This is a genomic window from Nonomuraea sp. NPDC002799, from assembly GCF_053592075.1.
The window spans coordinates 169,802-190,961 of sequence record NZ_JBSFVA010000011.1 but is presented as its reverse complement, the minus strand read 5'-3'; the positions used below and the strand labels follow the sequence as shown (position 1 = coordinate 190,961).

Sequence of the window (21,160 nt, the reverse complement as noted above, 5' to 3'; positions counted from 1 at the left end):
GGTCACGTCGTCAGGCGGCTGGAGATGGACTGGAGACGGTGGCGGGCCAGGGCCAGGTTAGATCGCTCCAGGTCCAGGCGTACGTAGATGACCAGCGGCCCCTCGAAGACCGTCTCCAGGAGCCTGAGCAGATGGTGGCCCTTGTCCGTGGTGACGAGCATGTCGTCGATGCGCACGACGTCACCCGGGCACGAGCGGGCCAGGCCGTCGGTGGTCGCCCGTAACGCCTCGGTCAGGGCGGCGGCCGAGCGGTCCGCGTCCACACCGGAGGCGCTGCTGAAGGCGACCGCCATGCCGCTGGTGTTGTCGACCAGCATGGCGTCCAGCGCACCCGGTATGGACATGACCTCCGCCAGGCAGGTGTCGATTCCGAGCACCGGACCCCTCCCTCGCCGTTGTGGGACGGAGTCAGCGTAGGGGGGAGGAGAACACCGGAAAGTATCGGCCGTCGCCGGCGTTAAGCTTTTATACGGCTACTGCTAAGAAAAACAACACTACTACTGATAATTGTGCGATTTACGAGAATTTCTCGCTATTAAGGGGAATGGCGGAACCGCGCGCGGCGCCGGGGCCTATTGATCGGGTTCGTCGGGCAGCAGCGCCTTCTCGTCGGGCTTGTGCACCAGCACGTTCTCCACGTACGACTTCACGGCCGCGGTCAGCCCCACGTCGGCGCCCTGCTCCTCGGACAGGTACCAGCGGTGGTCGAGAATCTCGTGGAAGAATTGCGCGGGCTCCAGCTTGCCGCGCAATTCCGCCGGAATGCTCTCTATCGTCGGCTGGAACACCTCCGCCAGCCACCGGTGCGCCACGATGGCCTCGTCCTCGTGCCGCAGCCCCTTGGCCACCCTGAACCCGTCGAGGTCGTTGAGCAGCCGCCGCGCCTGGTTCTCCTCCACGTCCAGCCCGGTCAGCCGGAGCAGCCGCCGCTGGTGGTGCCCGGCGTCCACGACCTTGGGCCGGACGATCAGCCGCCCGGTGCCGACCTTGCGCCGCACCATCATCTCGGCCACGTCGAAGCCGAGCAGGTTCAGCCGCCTGATGCGCTGCTCCACCCGGTGCCAGTCGACCTCTTCGATGATCTCGCTCTGGGTGATCTCCTCCCAGAGGCGGTGGTAGCGGGTGACGACGTCCTCGGCGGTGTCCATGGGGTCGATCGACGGGTGCAGCAGCCCGCCGGCCTCCAGGTCGAGCATCTCGCCGAAGATGTTGGTGTGCGCGGCGTCGATGTCGGCGAGCCGCTGCCCCTCGCTGATCATCGGATGCATCTCGCCGGTCTCGGCGTCCACGAGGTAGGCCGCGAACGCCCCCGCGTCCCTGCGGAACAGGGTGTTGGACAGCGAGCAGTCGCCCCAGTAGAACCCGTTCAGGTGCAGCCGCACCAGCAGGACGGCCAGGGCGTCCAGCAGCCGGGTGAGCGTGTCGGGCCGCAGCGTGCCGGACATGACGGCGCGGTAGGGCAGCGAGAACTGCAGGTGCCTGGTGATCAGCGCCGCGTCCAGGCCCTCGTCGCGGCCGGTGACGTACGCGACGGGCTCCACGGAGGGCGCGTCGAGTCTGGCCAGGTCCCACAACAACTGGTATTCGCGCTTGGCGTAGCGCTCGCTGATCTCCTTGATCGCGTACACCTTGCCGGACAGTCGCGCGAAGCGCACCACGTGCCGGGAGATGCCGCGGGGCAGATCGACCAGATGGCGCTGCGGCCAGTCTTGAAGGGGTACCTCCCAGGGGAGGCGGATCAGGTCAGGATCGCTCAGCGCGCCAGTGATCTGAAGGGGCATTGGGCCAGGATATGGTGCATCGGTGGACGAGTTTCTCAACTGGTACTTTTCCGACCATCCCGTCGCAGCCAGCAATTTGGGAGCCGACGGCTACGATCACACCCTCGGCGATCTCACCGCCTCCGGCTGGGCCGCGCGCGAGCGCGCGGAGGCCCGCTGGCTCGACCGCCTGTCGGCCACCGAGGCGGCCACCATCGACGACGCCATCGACAGAGACCTCGTCCTGTCGCAGTTGAGAGGCTCGATCGCGCTCGCGGCCTGGCCCGAGTGGCGCCGCGATCCCGGTGTCTACCTCTCCACGATCTTCGGGTCGATGTACCAGCCGTTCCAGCGGCGGCTCAAGCCGGAGCCCGAGCTGGTCTCGGCCGCGCTCGCCCGCCTGGCCGAGGTGCCCGGCGTGCTGGCCGCCTGCCGCGCCAACCTGGACCCGGACCTGGCCGCGCCGCTGCTCGTCAAGCGCGGCCTCGGCCAGGCCCGCACCGGCCGCAACTTCCTGACCCGCACCATCCCCTCCATGGTCGAGGACCCCGCGCTGAGCGCGCGGCTGGCCGAGGCCGCCGAGCCCGCCGCACGGGCGTTCGACGACCTTGTCACGTTCCTGGAGAGCTTCGAGTGCGGCGGCACCTGGCGGATGGGGGAGAAGCTCTACTCCACGCTGCTGCGTGAGCGCGAGATGCTCGGGTACGGCGCCGCCGAGCTGCACGAGAAGGGCAAGGCCGCGTGGGCCGAGCTGGACGCCCGGATGAGCCTGGTCGCGGCCCGTGTCAACGGGTCGCGGGACTGGCGGGCGGCCATGGAGTCCCTCATGGACGACCATCCGCCGACGCTGGAAGGCATGCGGGCCGAGTACGAGGCGGAGACCCAGCGGGCCCGGGAGTTCGTCAGGGAGCGGGACCTGGTGACGTTCGCCGACGGCGAGGAGTGCCTGGTGCTCCCGTCGGCCGAGTACACCCGTCCCGTCCTGGCCGTGGCCCACTACCTGGCGCCGCCGCCGCTGCACAGCTCGCGCACCGGCGTCTTCTTCGTGCCGTACACGCCTGACGACTTCACCGCCGAGCAGGTCCGCCAGCGCCTGCGGACGAACTCGCGGGCCCAGATGCCCTCGATCGCCGTCCACGAGGCATACCCGGGGCACCACTGGCACCTGTCGTACATGGCGGGCAACCCGCGTACGGTCAGGAAGGTCTTCCGCACCCCGTACTTCACCGAGGGCTGGGCGTTGTACGTCGAGAAGCTCCTGCACGAGCAGGGCTACTTCGACACCCCGGCCACCGAGCTGGCCCACCTGGACTGCCGGATCTTCCGCGCCGCCCGGATCGTCGTGGACACGGCCCTGCACTGCGAGGACATGTCCGTCGAGCAGGCCGAGACGTTCATGGCCACGAAGGCGTCGTTGTCGCCGGGCACCGCCCAGGGCGAGGTCAACCGCTACTGCGCCTGGCCCACGCAGGCGCCGTCCTACCTGACGGGCGCGATCGAGATCGACCGCATCCGGGAGTCGTTCCAGGGATCGCTCAAGGACTTCCACGACAAGATCGCGGGCTCCGGCGGGCTCCCGCTGGGGCTGGCGGAGCAGGCCGCGCTGGCCTAGTGCGCCTGGGCCCGGCGCGGGAACGCCGGGGGATGCAGCGCGCGGTCCACCACGGCCGCGAGCTGCTCCTCCGTCAGCACGGCCGGCTTGCCCACGCCGAGCGCCCGCACGTACACCTCGCACAACCACTCCAGCAGCCGGGTGGACTCGAACGCCTGCTCAAGGGTCGCCCCGATGCTCACCCCGCCGTGGTTGGCCAGCAGCGCGGCCTGCTTGCCCGTCAGAGCCGCCCGCACGTTGGCGGCCAGCTCGGGGGTGCCGTACGTGGCGTACTCGGCGACCTTGACCACCCCGCCGAGCAGCAGCGCGTTGTAGTGCACGGGCGGCAGCTCGGTCATCGTGGTGGCCACGACCGTCCCGAACACCGAGTGCGTGTGCACGATGGCCTGCGCGTCCGTGGTCGCGTAGACGGCCAGGTGCATGGGGGTCTCGCTGGACGGCTGCAGCTCGCCCTCCACCAGATAGCCCTCGACGTCCACGATCGGGCACATCTCCGGCGTCAGGCGGTCGAGCGCCACGCCGGACGGGGTCACCGCGACCAGGTCGCCCTGGCGCACGCTCAGGTTGCCCGAGGTGCCGATGACCAGGCCGAGCTCGATCGCACGCCGGCCGTACTCGCACAACTGCTCGCGCAGGCTCATGTGCTGGGAATGTAGTCGGTTGTCCGAAATGCGGCAATCATCGGCCATCGAGGGACCGCAGCAGGAGGCGTTCGAGGTCGACGCGGGTCAGCCGGCCGGGGTAGAGGAGCAGGTGCAGGCTGAGGCCGTCGACCAGCGCCAGCAGATGCTCGGTCAGGTCGTCGAGGTCGTCGTCCGCGCGTAGCTCGCCGGCCGCGCGGGCCTGGCCCAGCAGGTCGCGTACGGCGGCGCGCAACTCCTCCGCCTCCGCCCGCTGCACCTCGGCCAGGCGCTCCGCGGCCAGGCTCCGGCTCCAGAAGCTGACCTCCAGGCGGCTCTCCTGGGTGCGCTCGGCGTCCAGCGGCAGGTTGTCCAGCAGCAGCTCGCGCAGCGCGGCCAGGCCCGACATGCCCTCGACCTTGCGGGCCAGCCTGGCCCTGATGCGCTCGTGCGACTGCCGCAGCGCCGACAGCAGGATCTCGTCCTTGTCGGTGAAGTAGTGGGCGAGCACCCCGTTGGAGTAGCCGGCCTCCTTGGCGATGGCCCGCGTCGTGGCGGCGTCGATGCCGTCTCTGACGATCACCCGGCGGGCCGCCGACATCACCTCGCGCCGGCGCTCATCGTGATCGACGATCTTCGGCATCGGCCGCCTCCCGGAGTCATTGACTTTTTATTCGGACGTCTGTCTATTTAGACTATGACTGTCGCCACCGTCGGCGTCCACATCGTCGACATCCTCGCCAGGCCCGTGGAGCACATCCCCGAGGGCCAGGCCACCGTGCTGGTGGACCAGATCCGCCTCACCGCCGCGGGCGCCGCCGCGGGCACCGCCGTAGACCTGGTCAAGCTGGGCCACTCCGTGGTCACCATGGGCGCGATCGGCGACGACGAGCTGGGCGACTTCCTGCTCATGGTGCTGGCCAAACGCGGCGTGGACGTCTCGCGCCTGGCGCGCAGGGCGGGGGAGCAGACCGCCGCCTCGATCCTGCCGATCAGGCCGGACGGCGGGCGGCCCAGCTTCCACGTCCCGGGCGCCAACCTCGGCGTGACCTACGCCGACCTGGACGTGGACGTGCTGCGCGGCGTCCGGGCGATCCACCTGGGCGGGATGGACGTGACGTTCGGCCTCGGCGATCCGGCCTTCTTCGCCCTCCTGGACTCCCTGCGGGCCTCGGGGACGCTCGTCACCATGGACCTGCTCTCGGAGCTGCCCGACTTACTGGGCATGGCCAGGGCCTTCCTCCCGCACGTCGACTACGTGCTCCCCAACGAGTCCCAGGCCCGGCTCATGACCGGCCTGTCCGACCTCGGCGAGGCCGCCGCCGCCCTGCTGGCGGAGGGGCCGCGCGGCGTGCTTGTCACCCTGGGCGAGGAGGGCAGCCTCGTCGTCACGGAGTCGGGCGCGGAGCACGTGCCGGCTTTGAAGACCGAGGTCGCCGACACGACCGGCTGCGGTGACGCCTACTGCGCCGGGTTCCTCACCGGGCTCCTGGACGGTCAGGACGTGCTGACCGCCGCCCGCTGGGGCACGGCCGCCGCCGCCCGCGTCGCCACGGGGCTCGGCTCCGACGCCGGCCTCACCGACCTCGCATCCACCCTCAGCCTCCTCTAAGGACCTCTCCCCATGACAGACGCCGATCTCCGCCAGCGGGCCTTGAAGGTCGTCCCCGGCGGCATGTACGGGCACCTCAACGCCGCCCTCTTCGCCCCCGGCTACCCGCAGTTCTTCGAGCGCGGCGCGGGCTGCCGGCAGTGGGACGTGGACGGCCGCGAGTACATCGACCTCATGTGCAGCTGGGGCCCCGTCGTGCTCGGTCACCGGCATCCGAAGGTGGAGGAGGCCGCGGCCCGGCAGGCGGCGCTCGGCGACTGCCTCAACGGGCCCGGCCCGATCATGGTGGAGCTGGCCGAGCTGCTGGTGGACACCGTGCCGAGCGCCGACTGGGCGATGTTCTCCAAGAACGGCACCGACGCGACCACGCAGGCGCTCATGGTCGCCAGGGCCGCCACCGGGCGGACGAAGGTGCTGATGGCGCACGGCGCCTACCACGGGGCCGACCCGTGGTGCACGCCGTCGCTGTCCGGCACGACGCCGAACGAGCGGGCCGACCTGGTTGAGTTCGCCTACAACTCGCTCGACTCCCTGGAGGCCGCGGCGGCGACCGTGGCGGGCGACGTGGCGGCGATCATCGTGACGCCCTTCAAGCACGACTCGTTCGAGGACCAGGAGCTGGTCGAGCCCGCCTTCGCCCGTGGCGCCCGAGCCCTGGCCGACCGGCTCGGGGCGGCGCTGGTGATCGACGACGTGCGCGCCGGGTTCCGGATCGACCTGCGCGGCTCGTGGGAGCCCTACGGGGTGCGCCCCGACCTGACGGCCTGGTCCAAGGCCATGGCCAACGGCTATCCGATCGCCGCCGTCACCGGCACCGACGCGCTGCGCGGACCCGCCCAGACGCTCTACTCGACCGGCTCCTTCTGGTTCTCGGCGGTGCCGATGGCGGCGGCCAAGGCGACCATCGAGACGCTGCGCGACACCGGCGGCATCGCGGCCATGGAGCGCGCCGGGAGCCGGCTGCGCGAGGGCCTGTACGCCCAGGCCAAGTCGCACGGGTTCGTGGTGAACCAGACCGGCCCCGTGACGATCCCGTGGCTGAGCTTCGACGGCGACGCCGACCTGTCCGTGGCCATGTACTGGAGCGACGCGTGCCTGCGGCACGGGGTCTACGCGCATCCGTGGCACAACTGGTTCATGTCGGCCGCGCACACGGAGGAGGACATCGCGCGGGCGCTGGAGGGGATGGACCAGGCGTTCGCCGAGACCCGCGCCCATTTCGGCTGACCTGTAATGCATCCGGCATTCCGGACATGTGGTTGATGTTACCGACCATGTGAGGAGCCCGGATGGGAGCCGATCCCGAAAGCCGGTTCGAGGAGATCTACGGATCTTCGTACGGACCACTCCTCGGGTACGCCCTGCGCCGCTGCCCCGATCCCGACGACGCCGCCGACGTGGTGGCCGAGACGTTCGTGATCGCCTGGCGGCGCATCGAGGAGGTCCCCACGGGGGACGAGGCCCGCCTGTGGTTGTACGGCGTGGCCAGGAAGGTGCTGGCCAACCAGCGGCGCGGCGAGCGCAGGCACGAACGGCGCACGGCGGCCCTGCGCGCGGAGCTGGCCGCCTCGCCGCTGGTGGCCGAGCCGCCGGACGCGGACCCGACCCACGTGGGCAAGGTCTTCCGCACGCTGTCCGACGACGACAGGGAGTTGCTGACCCTGGTCGCCTGGGAGCGCCTGGACCCCGGTCAGATCGCCAAGACGCTCGGCGTCTCCCGCAACGCCGTACGCGTCAGGCTCTATCGCGCCCGCAAACGTTTCGCCCGCGGCCTGGCCGAGGCCGGCATCGACCGCGCGCGTGCCGTCGCCATCGAAGGGAGCACGCTGTGAGCATCGCCGATCTGGCCCGGCTGCGGGACGAGGACCTGGCCGCGGAGCCCGTGGGGCAGGCGTCCGGCGCGGGGGCGCGGGCGCTGATGGAGTCGATCATGATGGAGGAGCGCGTACCCGTGCGCCGGGGCTTCCCGTGGCGGCGCGGCATGGGACTGGGAGCGGTGGTGGCCGCCCTGTCCGCGGCTCTCGTCCTCTGGTCGCCCTTCGGCGGCCCCGTCACCGAGTACGCCAACGCCGCCGTGACCCTCAGGAGCGGCGAGGACTTCCTCAACGTCACCATCAACGACCCGGAGGCCGACACCGCGACGTTCACGGAAGCCTTCCGCGCGGTGGGGCTGGACGCGGAGGTGAAGAAGGTCCCGGTGGCGGCGGAGCAGGTGGGTGAGCTGATCGGGCCCGCCACGCCGGGGACGTTCCCGGCGGGCACCGGCGTGACGGTCATGCACGCGGAGCACTGTGCCTCCGTCTGGTGCGGCACGGTGTCCATGCCCGTCCGTTACACGGGGCGGCTCATCTTCGGGATCGGCCGGCTCGCCGAGCCAGGGGAGCGCTATGCCCAGCGCGTCCAGATCATCCCGATCCCGCCGCAGGGGGTCGAGGACCGGAGCCCCGACGCCTATGACGGCCGGGGCAAGCCGGTCTCCGAGGTCCGGGCCGAGATGGAGCGGCGGGGGATGAAGATCGCCTACATCCTGATGTGGCTGAACCCGGACGGCAGCGGCCACGGCCATCAGGTGGACGCCGACCGGATCGAGGACGACTGGGTCGTCGAATCAGGTCAGAAGGTGGGGCCCGACGCCGTCGAGCTCGACGTCCTCGCCCCCGCGGACGTTCCGGAGAACTCCATCCCCAGAGCCGACCTCCCGCTACCCCGCGGCTGGTGGCAGGACTGAGGCGCGCTCGCCCGACTCGGCGGCCGTCTCGAAGGCGATCACCTTTCCGAACCCTGACCACCAGCCCACCCCGTCCGTGATCGTCTGTACGCCCTTGCCCTCCATGCCGGCGTCCACGATGCTGTCGTCTGATTCACCGCGCCAAACCCCGGTCCGCGTACTCGACGATCATTGGCCCACTCTCCTAGGCAAGGCATCACGGCAAGGTCACGTCTCTGCCGCGCCCCCTTGACGCGCGTCGGCGGGCATTCGTACCTTTCGGGCAAACGTTTAGGAAACTTTCCTAATTTACGGGAGCCCCCCATGACTCACCCGGGCGAGATCACTCGGCGTCAGTTACTGCGCCGGATCGGCATGACCGCGTTCGTCGCCGGTCCCGGTGCGGGCCTGCTCAGCGCCTGCGCCACCGCGGGCACCGGCGGCGAGCCGCCGGCCGCCACCGCCACCTCGGCCTCCGCCTCCGCCCCGGCGAGCCCCGTCAACCCGTTCGGCGCGGACGCCAAGAAGCCGCTCGAAGTGATCATCTTCAGCGGCGGGTACGGCGACGCGTACGCCAAGGAGCTGCACGAGGAGCTCTACAAGAAGGCGTTCCCCGGCGTCTCGATCAAGCACGGCGCCACCCAGCAGATCGGCACCCAGCTCCGCCCGCGTTTCATCGGCGGCGACGCCCCCGACGTGCTCAACAACTCCGGCCCCGACTCGATGGACCTGGCCGCGCTGGCCGCCGAGGAGCAGCTCGCCGACCTGAGCGTGCTGTTCGACGCCCCCTCCGTCGACGATCCGGCCAAGAAGGTGCGCGACACCGTCACGCCCGCCGTGCTCGACAACGCCAAGATCAACGGCAAGGACCTGGTGCTGAACTACACCGTGTCCCACCGCGCGCTCTGGTTCAACGCCAAGCTGTTCGAGTCGATGCAGTGGGCGGTTCCGACGACGTGGGCCGAGTTCACGGCGCTGGGGGAGACGGCGAAGAAGGAGGGCATGCTGCTCTTCGCGTACCCGGGGCTGAAGGGCCCGTACTACCAGCTCTGGAACGTGCTCTACACGGCCGCCAAGATCGGCGGCAACCAGGTCGTCATCGACATCGACAACCTGGTCGACAACGCCTGGAACGCCGAGGCGATGAAGCAGGCGGTCACCGCCTGGGTGGACATCCAGGCGGACTACGGCGACAAAGCGTACTTCGGTCTCGACCACACCCAGACCCAGATCAAGCACCTGCAGAACAAGGTGCTGTTCTACCCGGTCGGATCCTGGATCGAGAACGAGATGATCAAGGACAAGCCCCAGGACTTCGAGTACGCCATCGCCCCCATCCCCGACGTCACCGCCGCCGACAAGATGCCCTACGGCGCCATCCAGGTCGGCGTCGGGGAGAACTTCGTCGTCGCGGCCAAGGGCGAGAACCCGCAGGGCGGCCTCGAATACCTGCGCATCATGTTGTCGAAGGCGGGCGCGCGCGGCTTCACCGAGAAGACCCAGAACCTCACGGTGGTGAACGGCGCCGCCGAGGGCCTGGACCTGCCCCCCGGCCTGATGAGCGCGGCCAGGGCCCAGGACAAGGCCGGCCAGAACATCATCACCGACGCGCGTTTCGAAGGCTGGTACAAGGAGCTGTTCGACCACGGCACCCAGCAGATCAACGCGGTGATGGCCGGGCGCATCGCCCCGGACAAGTTCTGCGCCAACATGCAGAAGAAGGCCGACGCCGTCAAGCGGGACGACGCGGTCGCCAAGCAGACGCGGAGCCAGTAGCGGATGGCGCGGCTGCGCACGTACGGGTTCGTCGCCGGATTCCTCGTCGTCCCGCTCGTGCTCTACTCGGTCTTCGTCATCGGCCCCTATGTCCAGGCGTTCCAGCTCTCCCTGACGAGCTGGAACGGATACAGCTCGGTCGTGCGGTACGTGGGCCTGGACAACTTCGGCCGGCTCTTCGGCGACGAGGTGTTCTGGCAGGCCCTGCGCAACCACGCGGTCATGCTGCTCGTGTTGCCGATCGCGACGCTCGTCATCGCGCTGTTCCTGTCGTTCCTGCTGAACCTGGGCGGCGGCGCGCGCGGCGCGGGCATGAGGGGAGTCCGGGGGTCGACGTTCTACCGGGTGGTGTTCTTCTTCCCCCAGGTGCTCGCCGTGGCCGTGGTCGGGGTGCTCTTCCAGGCCGTCTACCGGCCCGACGCGGAAGGTGTCGTCAACGGGGTGCTGGCCAGGCTCGGCATCGACCCCGTGGGCTGGCTCACCGAGCCGGGCCTCGCCCTCTGGTCGATCATGGGGGTGATGGTCTGGCAGGGGGTCGGTTTCTACGTCGTGCTGTTCTCGGCCGGCATGGCCGCCATTCCCAAGGACTATTTCGAGGCGGCCGCGCTGGACGGCGCCGGGCGCGGCCGGCTGTTCTTCTCGATCACGCTGCCGCTGCTGCGTGACACCGTCCAGGTCGGCTGGATCTACCTGGGGATCGCGGCACTCGACGGGTTCGCGCTCATCCAGGTGCTGGCCGGCGACAAGGGTGAGCCCGACGGGGCCACCACCATCCTGCCCGTCACGATCTACAAGACGGCCTTCGACTACAACAAGGTCGGCTACGCCTCCGCCATGGGCGTGGCGCTGTTCTTCCTCACCGTGACGTTCGCCGTGCTGACGTTGCGGACGACCAGGCGCGAGAAAGTCGAGCTCTAGAGATGCGTGATACGGGCAGGCCCCGGCCCAGTGTGCTCAGCGGGCTTTCACACGTGGCGCTGGCCGTCTGGGCGCTGCTGATCATCGCGCCGCTGCTCTGGACGTTCCTGGCGTCGTTCAAGAGCAACACCGAGATCTTCGGCGACCCGCTGCAACTGCCGGGCGCGCTGCGGTTCGACTCGTGGGGCCGGGCCTGGGACCGGGCGCACATCGGGCAGTACATGCTCAACACCGTCATCGTCGTCTTCTTCGGTACGGCGGGCACGATGCTCTTCGGGTCGATGGCGGCGTACGTGCTGGCGCGTTACTCCTTCATCGGCAACAAGCTGATCTACTACTACTTCGTGGCCGGTCTGGCCTTTCCGGTCTTCCTGGCCCTCGGGCCGCTGTTCTTCGTCGTCAAGCAGTTCGGCCTGCTCAACTCGCATGCCGGCCTCGTCCTCGTCTACATCGCCTACTCCCTGCCCTTCACGGTGTTCTTCCTGGCGGCGTTCTTCAGGACGTTGCCGGAAACGGTGGCCGAGGCCGCCATGATCGACGGCGCGTCGCACACCCGTACGTTCTTCCAGATCATGGTCCCGATGGCCAGGCCGGGCCTGATCAGCATCACCATCTTCAACGTGCTCGGGCAGTGGAACCAGTACCTGCTGCCGCTGGTCCTCCTGGCGGGCGATCCGGACAAATGGGTCCTCACGCAGGGTATCGCCAGGATCTCGACACTGGCCGGCTACGAGGCGGACTGGCCGGGGTTGTTCGCCGCGCTGAGCCTGACCATCCTGCCGGTAATGATCATCTACATCATCTTCCAGCGCCAGATCCAGTCCGGGCTCGGCGCCGGGGCGCTGAAGTAACGTGGGCCGCGAAGGAGGCGTCATGGACATCGAGAGCAAGCTCGCCGACCTGCCCGCATGGCGGCGCGAAGGCGAGGAGATCAGGCGGACGGTCACCGCCCCCGACTTCCCCGCGGCCATCCGCATCGTCGACGAGATCGCCGTACGCGCCGAGGAACGCAACCATCACCCGGACATCGACATCCGGTGGCGCACGCTGCACCTGTCGCTCACCACGCACGACCAGGGGGGCCTGACCGACGCCGACTTCGCGCTGGCCGCCGTGATCGACGAGATCGCGGCGAAACACGGCGCCTGACGCGAATACCGTACGTAGCTGATCGGTGACTCGTTAGAGTGGTGCCCTCCCCGAGCCTCATGTCGTGGGGGCTCGAACCATGAGGGGGTCTCATGCGCGTGCCCGCACTCCTGCTCATCCTGCTCACGGCGGCCTGCGCGGGCCAGCCCGCGCCGCTCCACGAGGCGGCGAGCCCGGCCAGATCCCCTGCGAAGGGGATCACTCTGTCGGGCGCCGGCGAGTTCACCTCGTCCGACACCGCGGCCATCGCCTACAACCGCAAGCTCGCCCCGAGGGGCGCGCAGGCGAGCCTCACCGCCGAGTCCACCGGCGACCAGACCCGCACCTCGCTCGTCGTCGAAGGGCTCCTTCCTGATCGCCGCTACGGCGCCCACCTGCACACCAAGCCCTGCGGCGCGCAGCCCGACGCCTCCGGCCCCCACTACCAGCACCACGCGGGGGAGGCCAGCCGGGCCAGCGAGGTCTGGCTCGACTTCGAGACCGACGAGGAGGGCACGGCCAACTCGACGGCCCGCAACGACTGGGCGCTGGACGCGTCCCGCCTGCCGGCCTCGCTGGTGATCCACGCCAAGAGCACCACGCCCTCGGGCCCGGAGGCGGGGATGGCCGGCGACCGCATCGCCTGCCTGACGGTGAAGAAGACACCCTGACCCGGTGAGGCCCGCGCGCGTTCGTGCGGGCCCGGTCGTCCTATCACGGCCGGGCCCGCGCGAACGCGCGCGGGCCCGGTGGATCTCGGGTGCTGTCAGGCGTGTCCGGCCGGGATGGCGCCGAGCCTGCCCGCCTGGAAGTCCTCGAACGCCTGGACCAGCTCGGCGCGGGTGTTCATGACGAACGGGCCGTGGTGCGCCACCGGCTCGCCGATGGGCGCGCCGCCCAGGACGATGATCTCAAGGGTGTCCTTGGCGGTGATCGTCACGCTCTCGCCCGCGGTGGTGAGCCCCGGCCGGTTGCCGAAGCCGTCGAACACCGCGAGCTGCCCGCTGTGGAACGGCCGCCGCTCGACGCCGGCCGTGCCGCGCCCGGACAGCGCGTACGCCAGCGCGTTGAAGTCCTTGCGCCACGGCAGCACCAGCCGCGCCCCGGGAGAGACGGTGGCGTGCAGCAGCGTGATCGGCGTCTGCGTGCTCCCCGGCCCGACGTTCCCGCCGAGGTCGCCCGCGATGAGCCGGACGAGGGCCCCGCCGTCATGGCTGCTCAGCAGCGCGACGCTGGAAGCCCTGATGTCCTGATATTTCGGCTCGATCATCTTCTTCGCGCCCGGCAGGTTCACCCAGAGCTGGATCCCATGGAACAGCCCGCCCTGCTGCACCAGCCACTCCGGCGGCGCCTCCTTGTGCAGGATGCCCCGCGCCGCGGTCATCCACTGCGTGTCACCGTTGGTGATCGTGCCACCGCCGCCGTTGGAGTCGAGGTGGTCCATCACGCCGTCGATCATGTAGGTGACGGTCTCGAACCCGCGGTGCGGATGCCACGGCGTGCCCTTGGGCTCGCCCGCCGCGTAGTCGACCTCCCCCATCTGATCCATCATCACGAACGGGTCCAGGTATTCGGGCTTGATGGCGGCCAGTGCCCGGCGGACGGGAAAGCCCTCGCCCTCGAATCCGCTGGGCGCGGTCTCGACGGCGAGCACCTTGCGCCCGAGCTCCCCGGCGCGGGGCTCGGGGAGGCGCGGGAGGCTGAGGAGGTTCTCAACGGTGACGGCAGGCATGTCGCGCTCCTTCCAGCGGATCTGCCCTGCTCAACTAAATTTACTTTTCAACTATTCCGCCTGGGGCGCGGATCCGGCCTGGCGCTCCCGGCCGTAGGCGAGCCGGCGCAGCAGGAGCTCCGCGGGGCCCCGGTGGCCGGCCCGCCGCATCACCTCGGCAGCGGCGAGCGACGCCGACCACGTCACCACGGCCACCACCGTGGCGCCCGCGAGGCCGAGATCGTCCTGCAGCCCGAGCCCGTACGGATGGAAGACCACGACGAACACGACGGACTGGAAGAGGTAGAAGCTCATGGAGCGCTGCCCGAGCGCCTGGAACGCGGTGGTCACCGGGCCGCGCCGGTCGCCGGTCCCGGGCGCCACGGCGGTGGTCACCGGACCGCGCCGGTCGCCGATCCTGAGCGCCACGAGAGCGACGAGGCCGGCCAGGCCGATGCCGCCGAAATAGCCGGTGAGCGGCTGGGCCACCGCCACGGCCAGCAGCGCGCCGTCCGCGAGCCCGCTCCACACCCCTGCCTCGACGAGCCAGACGGGGATGGAGCCGAGCAGGGAGAGCGCCGTGGTGATCGCCGTGGCGCGGATCAGGAAGCCGCGATGCCGCCCCGGCTCCTCCAGGAGACGCCTGCGCGCCGCCCAGATGCCGAGGATCACCCCGGGCATGACCGCGAGGATGGTCGCGGTCATGGTCAACGGCCAGGTCGTGAGCCGTTCGACGAACATCTCCGCGACGCCCCTCGTGCCCGCGGCGATGCTTCCCAGGGTGTAGGTCGAGACGCCCTGCGACAGCGGGAACCACATGGCGAAGGCGACCGCCACGGTCGCCGGCACCAGGCTGAGCCCGGCCGCCCACAGGAGCGTCGCGTCCTTGACCCGTAACAGGCCGATCAGGAGGACGGCGGCGAGGCCGTACCCGGCCAGGATGTCGGTGGGCACCAGCAGCGCCGTGTGGGCGAACCCGATCGCGACGAGCCACCAGCCCCGGCGGCGCAGCAGCTTGCGCACGCTCACCGGGTCGCTTCCGCGCCGCAGCCGCTGGTTCATCAGTTGCACCAGCGCGTAGCCGAACAGGAAGGCGAACAGCGGTCGCGCGTGGTTGTTGACGAAGAGCAGGTGGAAGAGGGCGGTGGCCCGGTTCGCCAGGTCGGGGCCGCGGTCGACGAGGGTCACGAACAGCGGGGCGTGCGCGAAGCCGATGGCCAGCAGCATGACGCCCCGCGCGAGATCCGGAGCCAGGGCCCGCTCCGTGAGGCCGGGCGCTTGAGAGGACGCCTGGATCGACGTGTTCACGAGTGCGCTCCTTCTTGGTGTGGTCGCGACGCTCCCGTCAGCCGCCGCTGTAGGTCGCCGCCTGGGCCGCTTCGACGGTCTTGCGCAGTGCGGTCGAGATCGGCTCGACCGGCTCGGACAACTCCGCGATCCTGGCCTTGCCGCGGCTCCAATCCCGCCCGGACAGGACCACCCTGAGCCGGACGGCCGCGGCCAGCGCGGACAGGACCCGGATGTCCTGGTCCACCCGGCCGATGGGCAGGCCGCCGAGGACCGCCCGCCCGACGCGTTCGGCGAGCCGGCGCGACAGGTACGGCCGGCGCGGCGTGATCCGGCAGACCGGGATCAGCAGGATCCGCCGCGACTCCACCTGGATCAGCCCGGCCGCCGCCAGCTCGTCACGGACCAGGCGGTACGAGCGCGTGCTCTCCTTGCGAACCCAGTGCCGCCACGGTCGCGGCTCTGACTGCGAGATCTGCTCCCAGAGCAGCTCCTGCAGGGGCCCGGCGTGGCGGCGGGGCGGCGAGAGCGCCAGCGCCTTGCCGGCCTCGTCCGCCAGGTTGCCGCCCAGCAGGAGCTCGGCCAGCGCCGCCGCCCGCACCAGGTAACCCAGCTGGCCCTTGTTGTGCAGCCGTTCCTTGCGCAGGTCGAAGGTCAGCAGGAAGGCCGACCTCGGCAGGGACTCACCCCGCTCACCCCGCTCATCCCACTCCGGTGTCTCCATCCGCTTCCTCCTCCTCGTCCGCGCTCTTTCTGGGCCGCCCCCGGGGGCGCATCCCGCCCACGCCCTCCGGCAGGCGCCCGGCCTCGGCGAGCGCTCTGCGCAGCAGGAACTCGATCTGGGAGTTCGTGCTGCGCAGCTCGTCGGACGCCCATCTGGCCAGCGCGTCGTGCACCACCGGGTCGAGCCGCAGCAGGATTTTCTTCCGTTCCACCACGATTACTGATAAAGCGTTCCGGCGTTGACCACCGGCTGGACGTCGCGGTCGCCGACCAGCACCACGAGCAGGTTGCTCACCATGGCCGCCTTGCGCTCCTCGTCCAGGTCCACCACGTTGTGCTCGGCGAGCCTGGCCAGCGCCGTCTCGACCATGCCGACCGCGCCCTCGACGATCCGCTGCCGGGCCGCCACCACCGCGCCGGCCTGCTGGCGCCGCAACATCGCGTGGGCGATCTCGGGCGCGTAGGCCAGGTGGATGATGCGGGACTCGATGACGTGCACCCCGGCGGCGTCCACCCGGGCCGCGATCTCCGCCGACAGCCGCTCGTTGATCTCGTCGGCGTTGTCCCGCAGGGAGAGCCGGGGCTCGCCGTGCGAGTCGTAGGGATAGTGGCCCGCGATGTGCCGCACGGCCGTCTCCGCCTGGATCGCGACGAACTCCACGAAGTCATCCACCTCGAACACCGCCTGCGCCGTGTCCCGCACCTGCCAGACCACCACGGTCGCGATCTGGATCGGGCTGCCGTCCGCGTCGTTGACCTTCGTGACCTCGGTCTCGTGGTTGCGGATCCTGGTGGACACCCGCCGCCGCATGCTGAAGGGGTTGACCCACTGCAGGCCCGGCGTGCGCAGGGTGCCGATGTAACGGCCGAGGAGCTGCACGACCCTGGCCTCGCCCGGCGCCACCGCGGTCAGGCCGAAGAGCAGGGTCAGGCCCACCCCGAAGGCCAGCACCGCCGCCACGATCGCCCACGCCCCGGGCTGCCCCGCCCCGCTGATCAGCAGGGCGATCCCCACGACGAGCAGCACGACCGATGCCAGGAGCAGCGCCAACCCAAGTCCCAGCAGCACGAAGCCGTTGGCGGCCCGCACCGGGTGCTCGTGCGTGTGCGGTGTGGGCATGTCCACGACCGGTCCTTCGAGCGTGGCTCCTGCTGGTGATCCCGCCATCGTCCGTCCCCTCCTATGATGTCTGTTCGCTAGCAAAGTGATATCACTTTTTGCGCGCACGGGGAAGAGGGTTCGTCGGCAGGGGTTCGTTCGGGGCTCAGCCGAAGACGGCGGGCGGCGGCACGGGCGCGAGCACGGGGTCGCCGTCCTTGATCGGGTACGCCCCGGCGATGAAGTTCGTCAGCGCCCCGCCGTGCACGCACCGTGCCTGCGTCAGCCCACCGGCGGCGCGCCGGGTCAGCAGGTCCACGGGCAGCGCCGCACGCGAGGCCGCCACGATCAGGTTCCCGAACCGCCGCCCGCGCATGATCCCCGGCTCGGCCAGCAGGGCCACGTGCGGGAACGTCCCGGTGACGGTGGCCAGCAGCCGCCGGGCGAACGCCAGCCCCTTGCCGTCGGCCATGTTGATCAGCAGGGTCCCGCCGGGCCGCAACACCCTGGCGAGGTCGCCCATGTACTCCTGCGTCGCCAGCTCCACCGGCATCGTGGCCCCCGAGAAGGCGTCGAGGACCACCAGGTCGGCCGAGTCGTCCCAGATCTTGGCGGTGCCCTCGCGCCCGCCCTCGACGATGACCTTCAGCCGGGGCACCGAACGCAGGTCCAGCTGCTCGCGCACCAGGTTGACCAGCCGCGCGTCGGGCTCGATGACGATGTGCCTGGAGCCGGGGCGGGTGGCGGCGACGTAGCGGGGGATCGTGCAGGCGCCACCGCCCACGTGCACGCAGCTCAGCGGCCCTTCCGCGAGAAGGTCGATCACGTCCGCCATGAGTCGTACATACTCAAAATCGAGAAATGTCGGGTCTTGTAGATCAACGTAGGACTGAGGTACGCCATCCTTGGACAGCACCCAGCCGTCCTGCCTGTCCAGATCCCGGAGAAGCTCGATCTCCCCGAACGTCACCGGATAAAGGCCAGGCATCGGTTCCCGCTGTCCACGTGCCACGCTGATCCCCTCCTGGGAGAAACCGTATGCGACGACGAAGGCTGATTGTGCTCGTTATCGCGGTAGTCGCGGTAGTCGGGGCGGGTGCTTTCGCCGTGCTGGCGTCGGACCGGGTCAAGGGCAGCGCGGCGCAGACGGCGACCGCCTACTTCCAGGCGTGGCGCAGGGGCGACGTGCCGGCCATGGCCCGCCTGGTCTACCAGCCGCCGCCGGACTTCATCGGCCGGCACCGCGAGTTGTCGGACCGGCTGCACGTCGAGTCCATCCAGCTCACGCCGGGGCCGCTCAAGAGCACGGGGCAGGCGAGCGCCGAGATGCCGTTCGCGGGAGTGCGGCAGCTCGCCCAGTTCGGGGAGTGGCCCTTCGAGAGCACGTTACGGCTGGGCGTACGCGATCGGGCGTGGAAGGTCTTATGGGCCCCGGAGACGCTGCATCCGCTGCTCAAGGACGGCGGCACGCTGGAGGTCGGCCCGATCGACGCCTCCTCGCCCGAGCTGGTCACCAGCGAGGGCGACAAGATCCCGAACGACAGCTACGCGGAGGCGTACCTGGAGCGGCTCCAGCCCGAGTTCGAGGAGGCAGGCCGCGGCTGGGAGCTGCTGTCCAAGGTGCCCGGGCTGCCCGACAGGCAGCTCATGGCCAGACAGCCCGAGGTGAAGATCGAGCGCACCACTCTGTCGCGGCCCGTGCAGGCGGCGGCCGCCCGTGCGCTGGACGAGGTCGAGGACTCCGCCATCGTCGCCATCCGGCCGAGCACGGGAGAGATCGTCGCCCTGGCCGACCGCCTGGAGGACAATCTGAGCGCCATGAGCGACACCTTCCCGCCGGGGTCGGTCTTCAAGACGATCACCGCGGCGGCGCTGCTCGGGAGCGGGCTCGATCCGGCGGACCAGCTCCAGTGCCCGGGCACGTACACGATCCCGTTCCACCGGCCCTTCCACAACGACGGCGAGGTGGACCGCGGGCTGGTCAGCCTCACCGACGCGTTCGCCTACTCCTGCAACACGACGTTCATCGAGCAGGCCACCACCCGGCTCACGGCGCAGGAGCTGCACGAGACGGCGCGGGAGTGGGGGTTCGGCCGGTCGATGGCGACCGGCGTCGGCGGGGCCTGCGGCTCCATGGCCGACACCACCGATCCCGACATGTTCGGATCCGACGTGATCGGTCAGGGCGAGGTCGTCGCGACCCCGCTCTGCATGGCCGCCCTCGCCGCCGCCGTGCAGAGCGGCACCTGGCGCGCGCCCCGGTTGTTGTCGAAGCCGGAGGCGATCCGCATCGACGGGCTGCCGGCCGCCGACCTCACGTTCGACGACGGCGTCGTGGCCGGGCTCAGAGGCATGATGGCCGCCGTCGTGGACTACGGGACCGCCTCTGACAAAGGGCTGCCGGAGGGCGTGGCGGGCAAGACGGGAACGGCCGAGGTCAAGGGCGAGGAGTCGCACGCGTGGTTCATCGGCTACCTCGATGACCTGGCCTTCTGCGTGTTCGTCCGGCACGGCGGCGCGGGTGGCGCTGTGGCGGTCCCCATAGCGGCCCGCTTCCTCAACGGCCTCTAACCTACGGTACCGTAGGTTTCCATGACGACCATCACCGTTAAGCCGAGGCTGCGCGGCTGGTTGCACACTGGAGCGCTGCCCGTGACGCTGGTCGCCGGGTTCGTGCTCGTGGCACTCGGCCCGACCGTGCAGGCCCGTCTGGCCTCCGTGGTCTACGCGCTCACGTCGGCTCTGTTGTTCGGCATCTCGGCGACCTACCATCGCAGCACGCTCGGCCCCCGGCTGGCGGAGTTCCTGCGCAGGGCCGACCACGCCAACATCTATCTGATCATCGCCGGCACCTACACGCCCTTCGCCCTGCTGGCGATGGACGGCGTGGCCAGGGTGGCGGTGCTCGCCACCGTCTGGGGCGGCGCGCTGGCCGGGGTGTTGTTCCGGGTCTTCTGGATGTCCGCCCCGCGCTGGCTCTACACCCTGCTCTACCTGGCGCTGGGCTGGACCGCGATCTTCGTGATGCCGCAGTTGCTGGAGGGCGCGGGCGTGGCCGCCGTCGTGCTGGTGGCGATCGGCGGCGTGTTCTACTCCGCCGGAGCCGTCGTCTACGGCCTGCGCCGCCCCGATCCCTCGCCGAGCTGGTTCGGCTTCCACGAGGTCTTCCACGCTTTCACCATCGCCGCCTACCTCGTGCAGTACATCGCGGTCTCGATCGTGGTCTACTCCCATGTGTGAACCTCGGCACCCAGCAGTACATCTCGCTGACCACCTACCGTAAGGACGGCACGCCCGTCGCGACCCCCCTGTGGGTGGCCCAGGACGGTGACGCGGTGGTCGTCTGGACCCCGGCCGACTCGGGCAAGGTCAAACGGATCAGGAACAACCCCGAGGTCGCCGTGGCCGGCTGCGACTTCCGGGGCACCCTGAAGACCGAGCCGGTGAAGGGCAGGGCGGAGCTGCTCGACGCGGCGGGGACCGAGCGGGTGCGTGGGCTGTTCGGCCGGAAATACGGGCTCATCGGGCGCCTCACGCTGCTCGGCAGCAAGCTGCGCCGGGGGAGCGCCGGGACCGTGGCCGTGCGGATCACCGACTTTTGACCCGATGCTGGTCTGTTCTCTAGGACGTCTCGGAAAAACAGACCAGCATGGAAGATATCTCGCGATCGTGGTGGCCGTTGCTCGTACGCGGTGTCGCGGCGATCATCTTCGGCATTCTGGCGTTGCTCTGGCCGGGCATCACCGTGCTCGTGCTGGTGATCTGCTTCGGTGCGTACGCGCTGGTCAGCGGGGTGTTCGAGCTGATCGCCGGGTTCCGGCACGGAGTGCGATCGAGGGCCTGGCTCATCATTTCCGGAATTGTCAGCATTTTGGCCGGAATAGTGGCATTTGTGTGGCCGGGCATCACCTCCCTGGCCCTGCTCTACATCGTGGCCTTCTGGGCCATCATCGCCGGCGTCTCCGAAATCGTGGCCGGCATCCATCTGCGCAAGGTCATCGACACCGAGTGGATGCTCATCGTCGGCGGTGTCCTGTCGGTGATCTTCGGCGTCCTGCTGCTCGTCTGGCCAGGCGCGGGCCTGCTCAGCCTCGCCTGGCTGGTCGCCGTCTTCGCGATCCTGTACGGCATCGCCATGGTCGTCCTGTCGTTCCAGGTGAAGAAACACGCGCCCGGCGTTTCCGCGTGAAGAACTTCTCTTCGGGTA

General features: G+C 69.9%; 25 protein-coding genes. 14 read left to right on the top strand and 11 right to left on the bottom strand.

Annotated elements, in window-relative coordinates:
- Positions 1-2: 2 nt before the first annotated feature.
- Positions 3-377: a roadblock/LC7 domain-containing protein gene (locus ACWD0F_RS21850; protein WP_449878143.1), complete on the bottom strand. Its 375-nt coding sequence runs from the start codon at positions 375-377 to the stop codon at positions 3-5.
- Positions 378-572: 195 nt separating this feature from the next.
- Complete coding sequence (locus ACWD0F_RS21845) at positions 573-1,781, bottom strand: DUF4032 domain-containing protein (protein ID WP_449878141.1); 1,209 nt, start codon at positions 1,779-1,781, stop codon at positions 573-575.
- A 22-nt stretch (positions 1,782-1,803) separates the two neighbouring features.
- Here ACWD0F_RS21845 and ACWD0F_RS21840 point away from each other — a divergent pair, with 22 nt between their 5' ends.
- On the top strand, positions 1,804-3,372 hold the full coding sequence (locus tag ACWD0F_RS21840) for a DUF885 domain-containing protein (protein WP_449878138.1): 1,569 nt from the start codon (positions 1,804-1,806) through the stop codon (positions 3,370-3,372).
- Here ACWD0F_RS21840 and ACWD0F_RS21835 read toward each other — a convergent pair.
- Both ACWD0F_RS21835 and ACWD0F_RS21830 read right to left on the bottom strand, forming a co-directional pair.
- Positions 3,369-4,013 (bottom strand): class II aldolase/adducin family protein, encoded by a 645-nt coding sequence (locus ACWD0F_RS21835; protein ID WP_449878136.1) that lies wholly within the window; start codon positions 4,011-4,013, stop codon positions 3,369-3,371. The genes ACWD0F_RS21840 and ACWD0F_RS21835 overlap by 4 nt on opposite strands.
- 37 nt (positions 4,014-4,050) lie before the next feature.
- Positions 4,051-4,635 (bottom strand): TetR/AcrR family transcriptional regulator, encoded by a 585-nt coding sequence (locus ACWD0F_RS21830; protein ID WP_449878133.1) that lies wholly within the window; start codon positions 4,633-4,635, stop codon positions 4,051-4,053.
- A gap of 54 nt (positions 4,636-4,689) precedes the next feature.
- Between ACWD0F_RS21830 and ACWD0F_RS21825 the strand changes: the two genes are divergently transcribed.
- From ACWD0F_RS21825 to ACWD0F_RS21810, 4 genes are all read left to right on the top strand, one after another.
- Positions 4,690-5,604 (top strand): carbohydrate kinase family protein, encoded by a 915-nt coding sequence (locus ACWD0F_RS21825; RefSeq protein WP_449878131.1) that lies wholly within the window; start codon positions 4,690-4,692, stop codon positions 5,602-5,604.
- A 12-nt stretch (positions 5,605-5,616) separates the two neighbouring features.
- Positions 5,617-6,831 carry an aminotransferase class III-fold pyridoxal phosphate-dependent enzyme gene (locus ACWD0F_RS21820; protein ID WP_449878129.1) on the top strand — a complete coding sequence of 405 codons (1,215 nt, stop codon included), beginning with the start codon at positions 5,617-5,619 and terminating at the stop codon, positions 6,829-6,831.
- 62 nt (positions 6,832-6,893) lie between these two features.
- Entirely contained in the window at positions 6,894-7,436 is a 543-nt protein-coding gene (locus ACWD0F_RS21815) for an RNA polymerase sigma factor (RefSeq protein WP_449878127.1), read from the top strand.
- Positions 7,433-8,332 carry a hypothetical protein gene (locus ACWD0F_RS21810; RefSeq protein ID WP_449878126.1) on the top strand — a complete coding sequence of 300 codons (900 nt, stop codon included), beginning with the start codon at positions 7,433-7,435 and terminating at the stop codon, positions 8,330-8,332. The genes ACWD0F_RS21815 and ACWD0F_RS21810 overlap by 4 nt, the downstream gene beginning before the upstream one ends.
- Here ACWD0F_RS21810 and ACWD0F_RS21805 read toward each other — a convergent pair.
- Positions 8,306-8,449, bottom strand: coding sequence for a hypothetical protein (locus tag ACWD0F_RS21805; RefSeq protein ID WP_449878124.1), 144 nt, complete (start codon positions 8,447-8,449; stop codon positions 8,306-8,308). The genes ACWD0F_RS21810 and ACWD0F_RS21805 overlap by 27 nt on opposite strands.
- A gap of 186 nt (positions 8,450-8,635) precedes the next feature.
- Here ACWD0F_RS21805 and ngcE point away from each other — a divergent pair, with 186 nt between their 5' ends.
- The 5 genes from ngcE to ACWD0F_RS21780 all read left to right on the top strand — a co-directional run bounded on the left by ngcE (position 8,636) and on the right by ACWD0F_RS21780 (position 12,804).
- Complete coding sequence (ngcE, locus tag ACWD0F_RS21800) at positions 8,636-10,087, top strand: N-acetylglucosamine/diacetylchitobiose ABC transporter substrate-binding protein (RefSeq protein WP_449878122.1); 1,452 nt, start codon at positions 8,636-8,638, stop codon at positions 10,085-10,087.
- Between the two features lie 3 nt (positions 10,088-10,090).
- Positions 10,091-11,005 (top strand): carbohydrate ABC transporter permease, encoded by a 915-nt coding sequence (locus ACWD0F_RS21795; RefSeq protein ID WP_449878119.1) that lies wholly within the window; start codon positions 10,091-10,093, stop codon positions 11,003-11,005.
- 53 nt (positions 11,006-11,058) lie between these two features.
- A complete protein-coding gene (locus ACWD0F_RS21790) occupies positions 11,059-11,856 on the top strand; it encodes a carbohydrate ABC transporter permease (protein WP_449878118.1) in 798 nt (265 codons plus the stop codon).
- Positions 11,857-11,878: 22 nt separating this feature from the next.
- Complete coding sequence (locus tag ACWD0F_RS21785) at positions 11,879-12,154, top strand: 4a-hydroxytetrahydrobiopterin dehydratase (protein WP_449878117.1); 276 nt, start codon at positions 11,879-11,881, stop codon at positions 12,152-12,154.
- Between the two features lie 92 nt (positions 12,155-12,246).
- Complete coding sequence (locus tag ACWD0F_RS21780) at positions 12,247-12,804, top strand: superoxide dismutase family protein (RefSeq protein ID WP_449878115.1); 558 nt, start codon at positions 12,247-12,249, stop codon at positions 12,802-12,804.
- 95 nt (positions 12,805-12,899) lie between these two features.
- Here ACWD0F_RS21780 and ACWD0F_RS21775 read toward each other — a convergent pair whose 3' ends face one another.
- From ACWD0F_RS21775 to ACWD0F_RS21750, 6 genes are all read right to left on the bottom strand, one after another.
- A complete protein-coding gene (locus ACWD0F_RS21775) occupies positions 12,900-13,865 on the bottom strand; it encodes a pirin family protein (protein ID WP_449878112.1) in 966 nt (321 codons plus the stop codon).
- 51 nt (positions 13,866-13,916) lie between these two features.
- Positions 13,917-15,152 carry a DUF418 domain-containing protein gene (locus tag ACWD0F_RS21770; RefSeq protein WP_449878110.1) on the bottom strand — a complete coding sequence of 412 codons (1,236 nt, stop codon included), beginning with the start codon at positions 15,150-15,152 and terminating at the stop codon, positions 13,917-13,919.
- Positions 15,153-15,189: 37 nt separating this feature from the next.
- Complete coding sequence (locus tag ACWD0F_RS21765; protein WP_449878108.1) at positions 15,190-15,855, bottom strand: GOLPH3/VPS74 family protein; 666 nt, start codon at positions 15,853-15,855, stop codon at positions 15,190-15,192.
- Positions 15,833-16,069, bottom strand: a complete 237-nt coding sequence (locus tag ACWD0F_RS21760) for a hypothetical protein (RefSeq protein ID WP_449878106.1) — start codon at positions 16,067-16,069, stop codon at positions 15,833-15,835. The genes ACWD0F_RS21765 and ACWD0F_RS21760 overlap by 23 nt, the downstream gene beginning before the upstream one ends.
- 2 nt (positions 16,070-16,071) lie before the next feature.
- Positions 16,072-16,974: an SPFH domain-containing protein gene (locus ACWD0F_RS21755; RefSeq protein WP_449878314.1), complete on the bottom strand. Its 903-nt coding sequence runs from the start codon at positions 16,972-16,974 to the stop codon at positions 16,072-16,074.
- Between the two features lie 145 nt (positions 16,975-17,119).
- Positions 17,120-17,941 carry a spermidine synthase gene (locus tag ACWD0F_RS21750; protein WP_449878104.1) on the bottom strand — a complete coding sequence of 274 codons (822 nt, stop codon included), beginning with the start codon at positions 17,939-17,941 and terminating at the stop codon, positions 17,120-17,122.
- 119 nt (positions 17,942-18,060) lie between these two features.
- Between ACWD0F_RS21750 and ACWD0F_RS21745 the strand changes: the two genes are divergently transcribed.
- From ACWD0F_RS21745 to ACWD0F_RS21730, 4 genes are read left to right on the top strand one after another with little or no spacing between them, the layout of a single operon-like run.
- A complete protein-coding gene (locus ACWD0F_RS21745; protein ID WP_449878102.1) occupies positions 18,061-19,524 on the top strand; it encodes a penicillin-binding transpeptidase domain-containing protein in 1,464 nt (487 codons plus the stop codon).
- Positions 19,525-19,545: 21 nt separating this feature from the next.
- Positions 19,546-20,193, top strand: a complete 648-nt coding sequence (gene trhA, locus ACWD0F_RS21740; protein WP_449878100.1) for a PAQR family membrane homeostasis protein TrhA — start codon at positions 19,546-19,548, stop codon at positions 20,191-20,193.
- Positions 20,190-20,555 carry a PPOX class F420-dependent oxidoreductase gene (locus tag ACWD0F_RS21735; protein ID WP_449878098.1) on the top strand — a complete coding sequence of 122 codons (366 nt, stop codon included), beginning with the start codon at positions 20,190-20,192 and terminating at the stop codon, positions 20,553-20,555. The genes trhA and ACWD0F_RS21735 overlap by 4 nt, the downstream gene beginning before the upstream one ends.
- Positions 20,556-20,602: 47 nt before the next feature.
- Positions 20,603-21,142: an HdeD family acid-resistance protein gene (locus tag ACWD0F_RS21730; RefSeq protein ID WP_449878096.1), complete on the top strand. Its 540-nt coding sequence runs from the start codon at positions 20,603-20,605 to the stop codon at positions 21,140-21,142.
- Positions 21,143-21,160 lie beyond the last annotated feature (18 nt).

Bases quoted from the DNA above. Each gene is read 5' to 3' on its own strand.
- ACWD0F_RS21825 (WP_449878131.1), top strand. From the start codon at position 4,690: ATGACTGTCGCCACCGTCGGCGTCCACATCGTCGACATCCTCGCCAGG.
- ACWD0F_RS21750 (WP_449878104.1), bottom strand. From the start codon at position 17,941: ATGCCTGGCCTTTATCCGGTGACGTTCGGGGAGATCGAGCTTCTCCGG.
- ACWD0F_RS21780 (WP_449878115.1), top strand. From the start codon at position 12,247: ATGCGCGTGCCCGCACTCCTGCTCATCCTGCTCACGGCGGCCTGCGCG.
- ACWD0F_RS21755 (WP_449878314.1), bottom strand. From the start codon at position 16,974: ATGCCCACACCGCACACGCACGAGCACCCGGTGCGGGCCGCCAACGGC.
- ACWD0F_RS21795 (WP_449878119.1), top strand. From the start codon at position 10,091: ATGGCGCGGCTGCGCACGTACGGGTTCGTCGCCGGATTCCTCGTCGTC.
- ACWD0F_RS21835 (WP_449878136.1), bottom strand. From the start codon at position 4,013: ATGAGCCTGCGCGAGCAGTTGTGCGAGTACGGCCGGCGTGCGATCGAG.
- trhA (WP_449878100.1), top strand. From the start codon at position 19,546: ATGACGACCATCACCGTTAAGCCGAGGCTGCGCGGCTGGTTGCACACT.
- ACWD0F_RS21730 (WP_449878096.1), top strand. From the start codon at position 20,603: ATGGAAGATATCTCGCGATCGTGGTGGCCGTTGCTCGTACGCGGTGTC.
- ACWD0F_RS21775 (WP_449878112.1), bottom strand. From the start codon at position 13,865: ATGCCTGCCGTCACCGTTGAGAACCTCCTCAGCCTCCCGCGCCTCCCC.
- ACWD0F_RS21830 (WP_449878133.1), bottom strand. From the start codon at position 4,635: ATGCCGAAGATCGTCGATCACGATGAGCGCCGGCGCGAGGTGATGTCG.
- ACWD0F_RS21765 (WP_449878108.1), bottom strand. From the start codon at position 15,855: ATGGAGACACCGGAGTGGGATGAGCGGGGTGAGCGGGGTGAGTCCCTG.
- ACWD0F_RS21845 (WP_449878141.1), bottom strand. From the start codon at position 1,781: ATGCCCCTTCAGATCACTGGCGCGCTGAGCGATCCTGACCTGATCCGC.
- ACWD0F_RS21820 (WP_449878129.1), top strand. From the start codon at position 5,617: ATGACAGACGCCGATCTCCGCCAGCGGGCCTTGAAGGTCGTCCCCGGC.
- ngcE (WP_449878122.1), top strand. From the start codon at position 8,636: ATGACTCACCCGGGCGAGATCACTCGGCGTCAGTTACTGCGCCGGATC.
- ACWD0F_RS21815 (WP_449878127.1), top strand. From the start codon at position 6,894: ATGGGAGCCGATCCCGAAAGCCGGTTCGAGGAGATCTACGGATCTTCG.
- ACWD0F_RS21785 (WP_449878117.1), top strand. From the start codon at position 11,879: ATGGACATCGAGAGCAAGCTCGCCGACCTGCCCGCATGGCGGCGCGAA.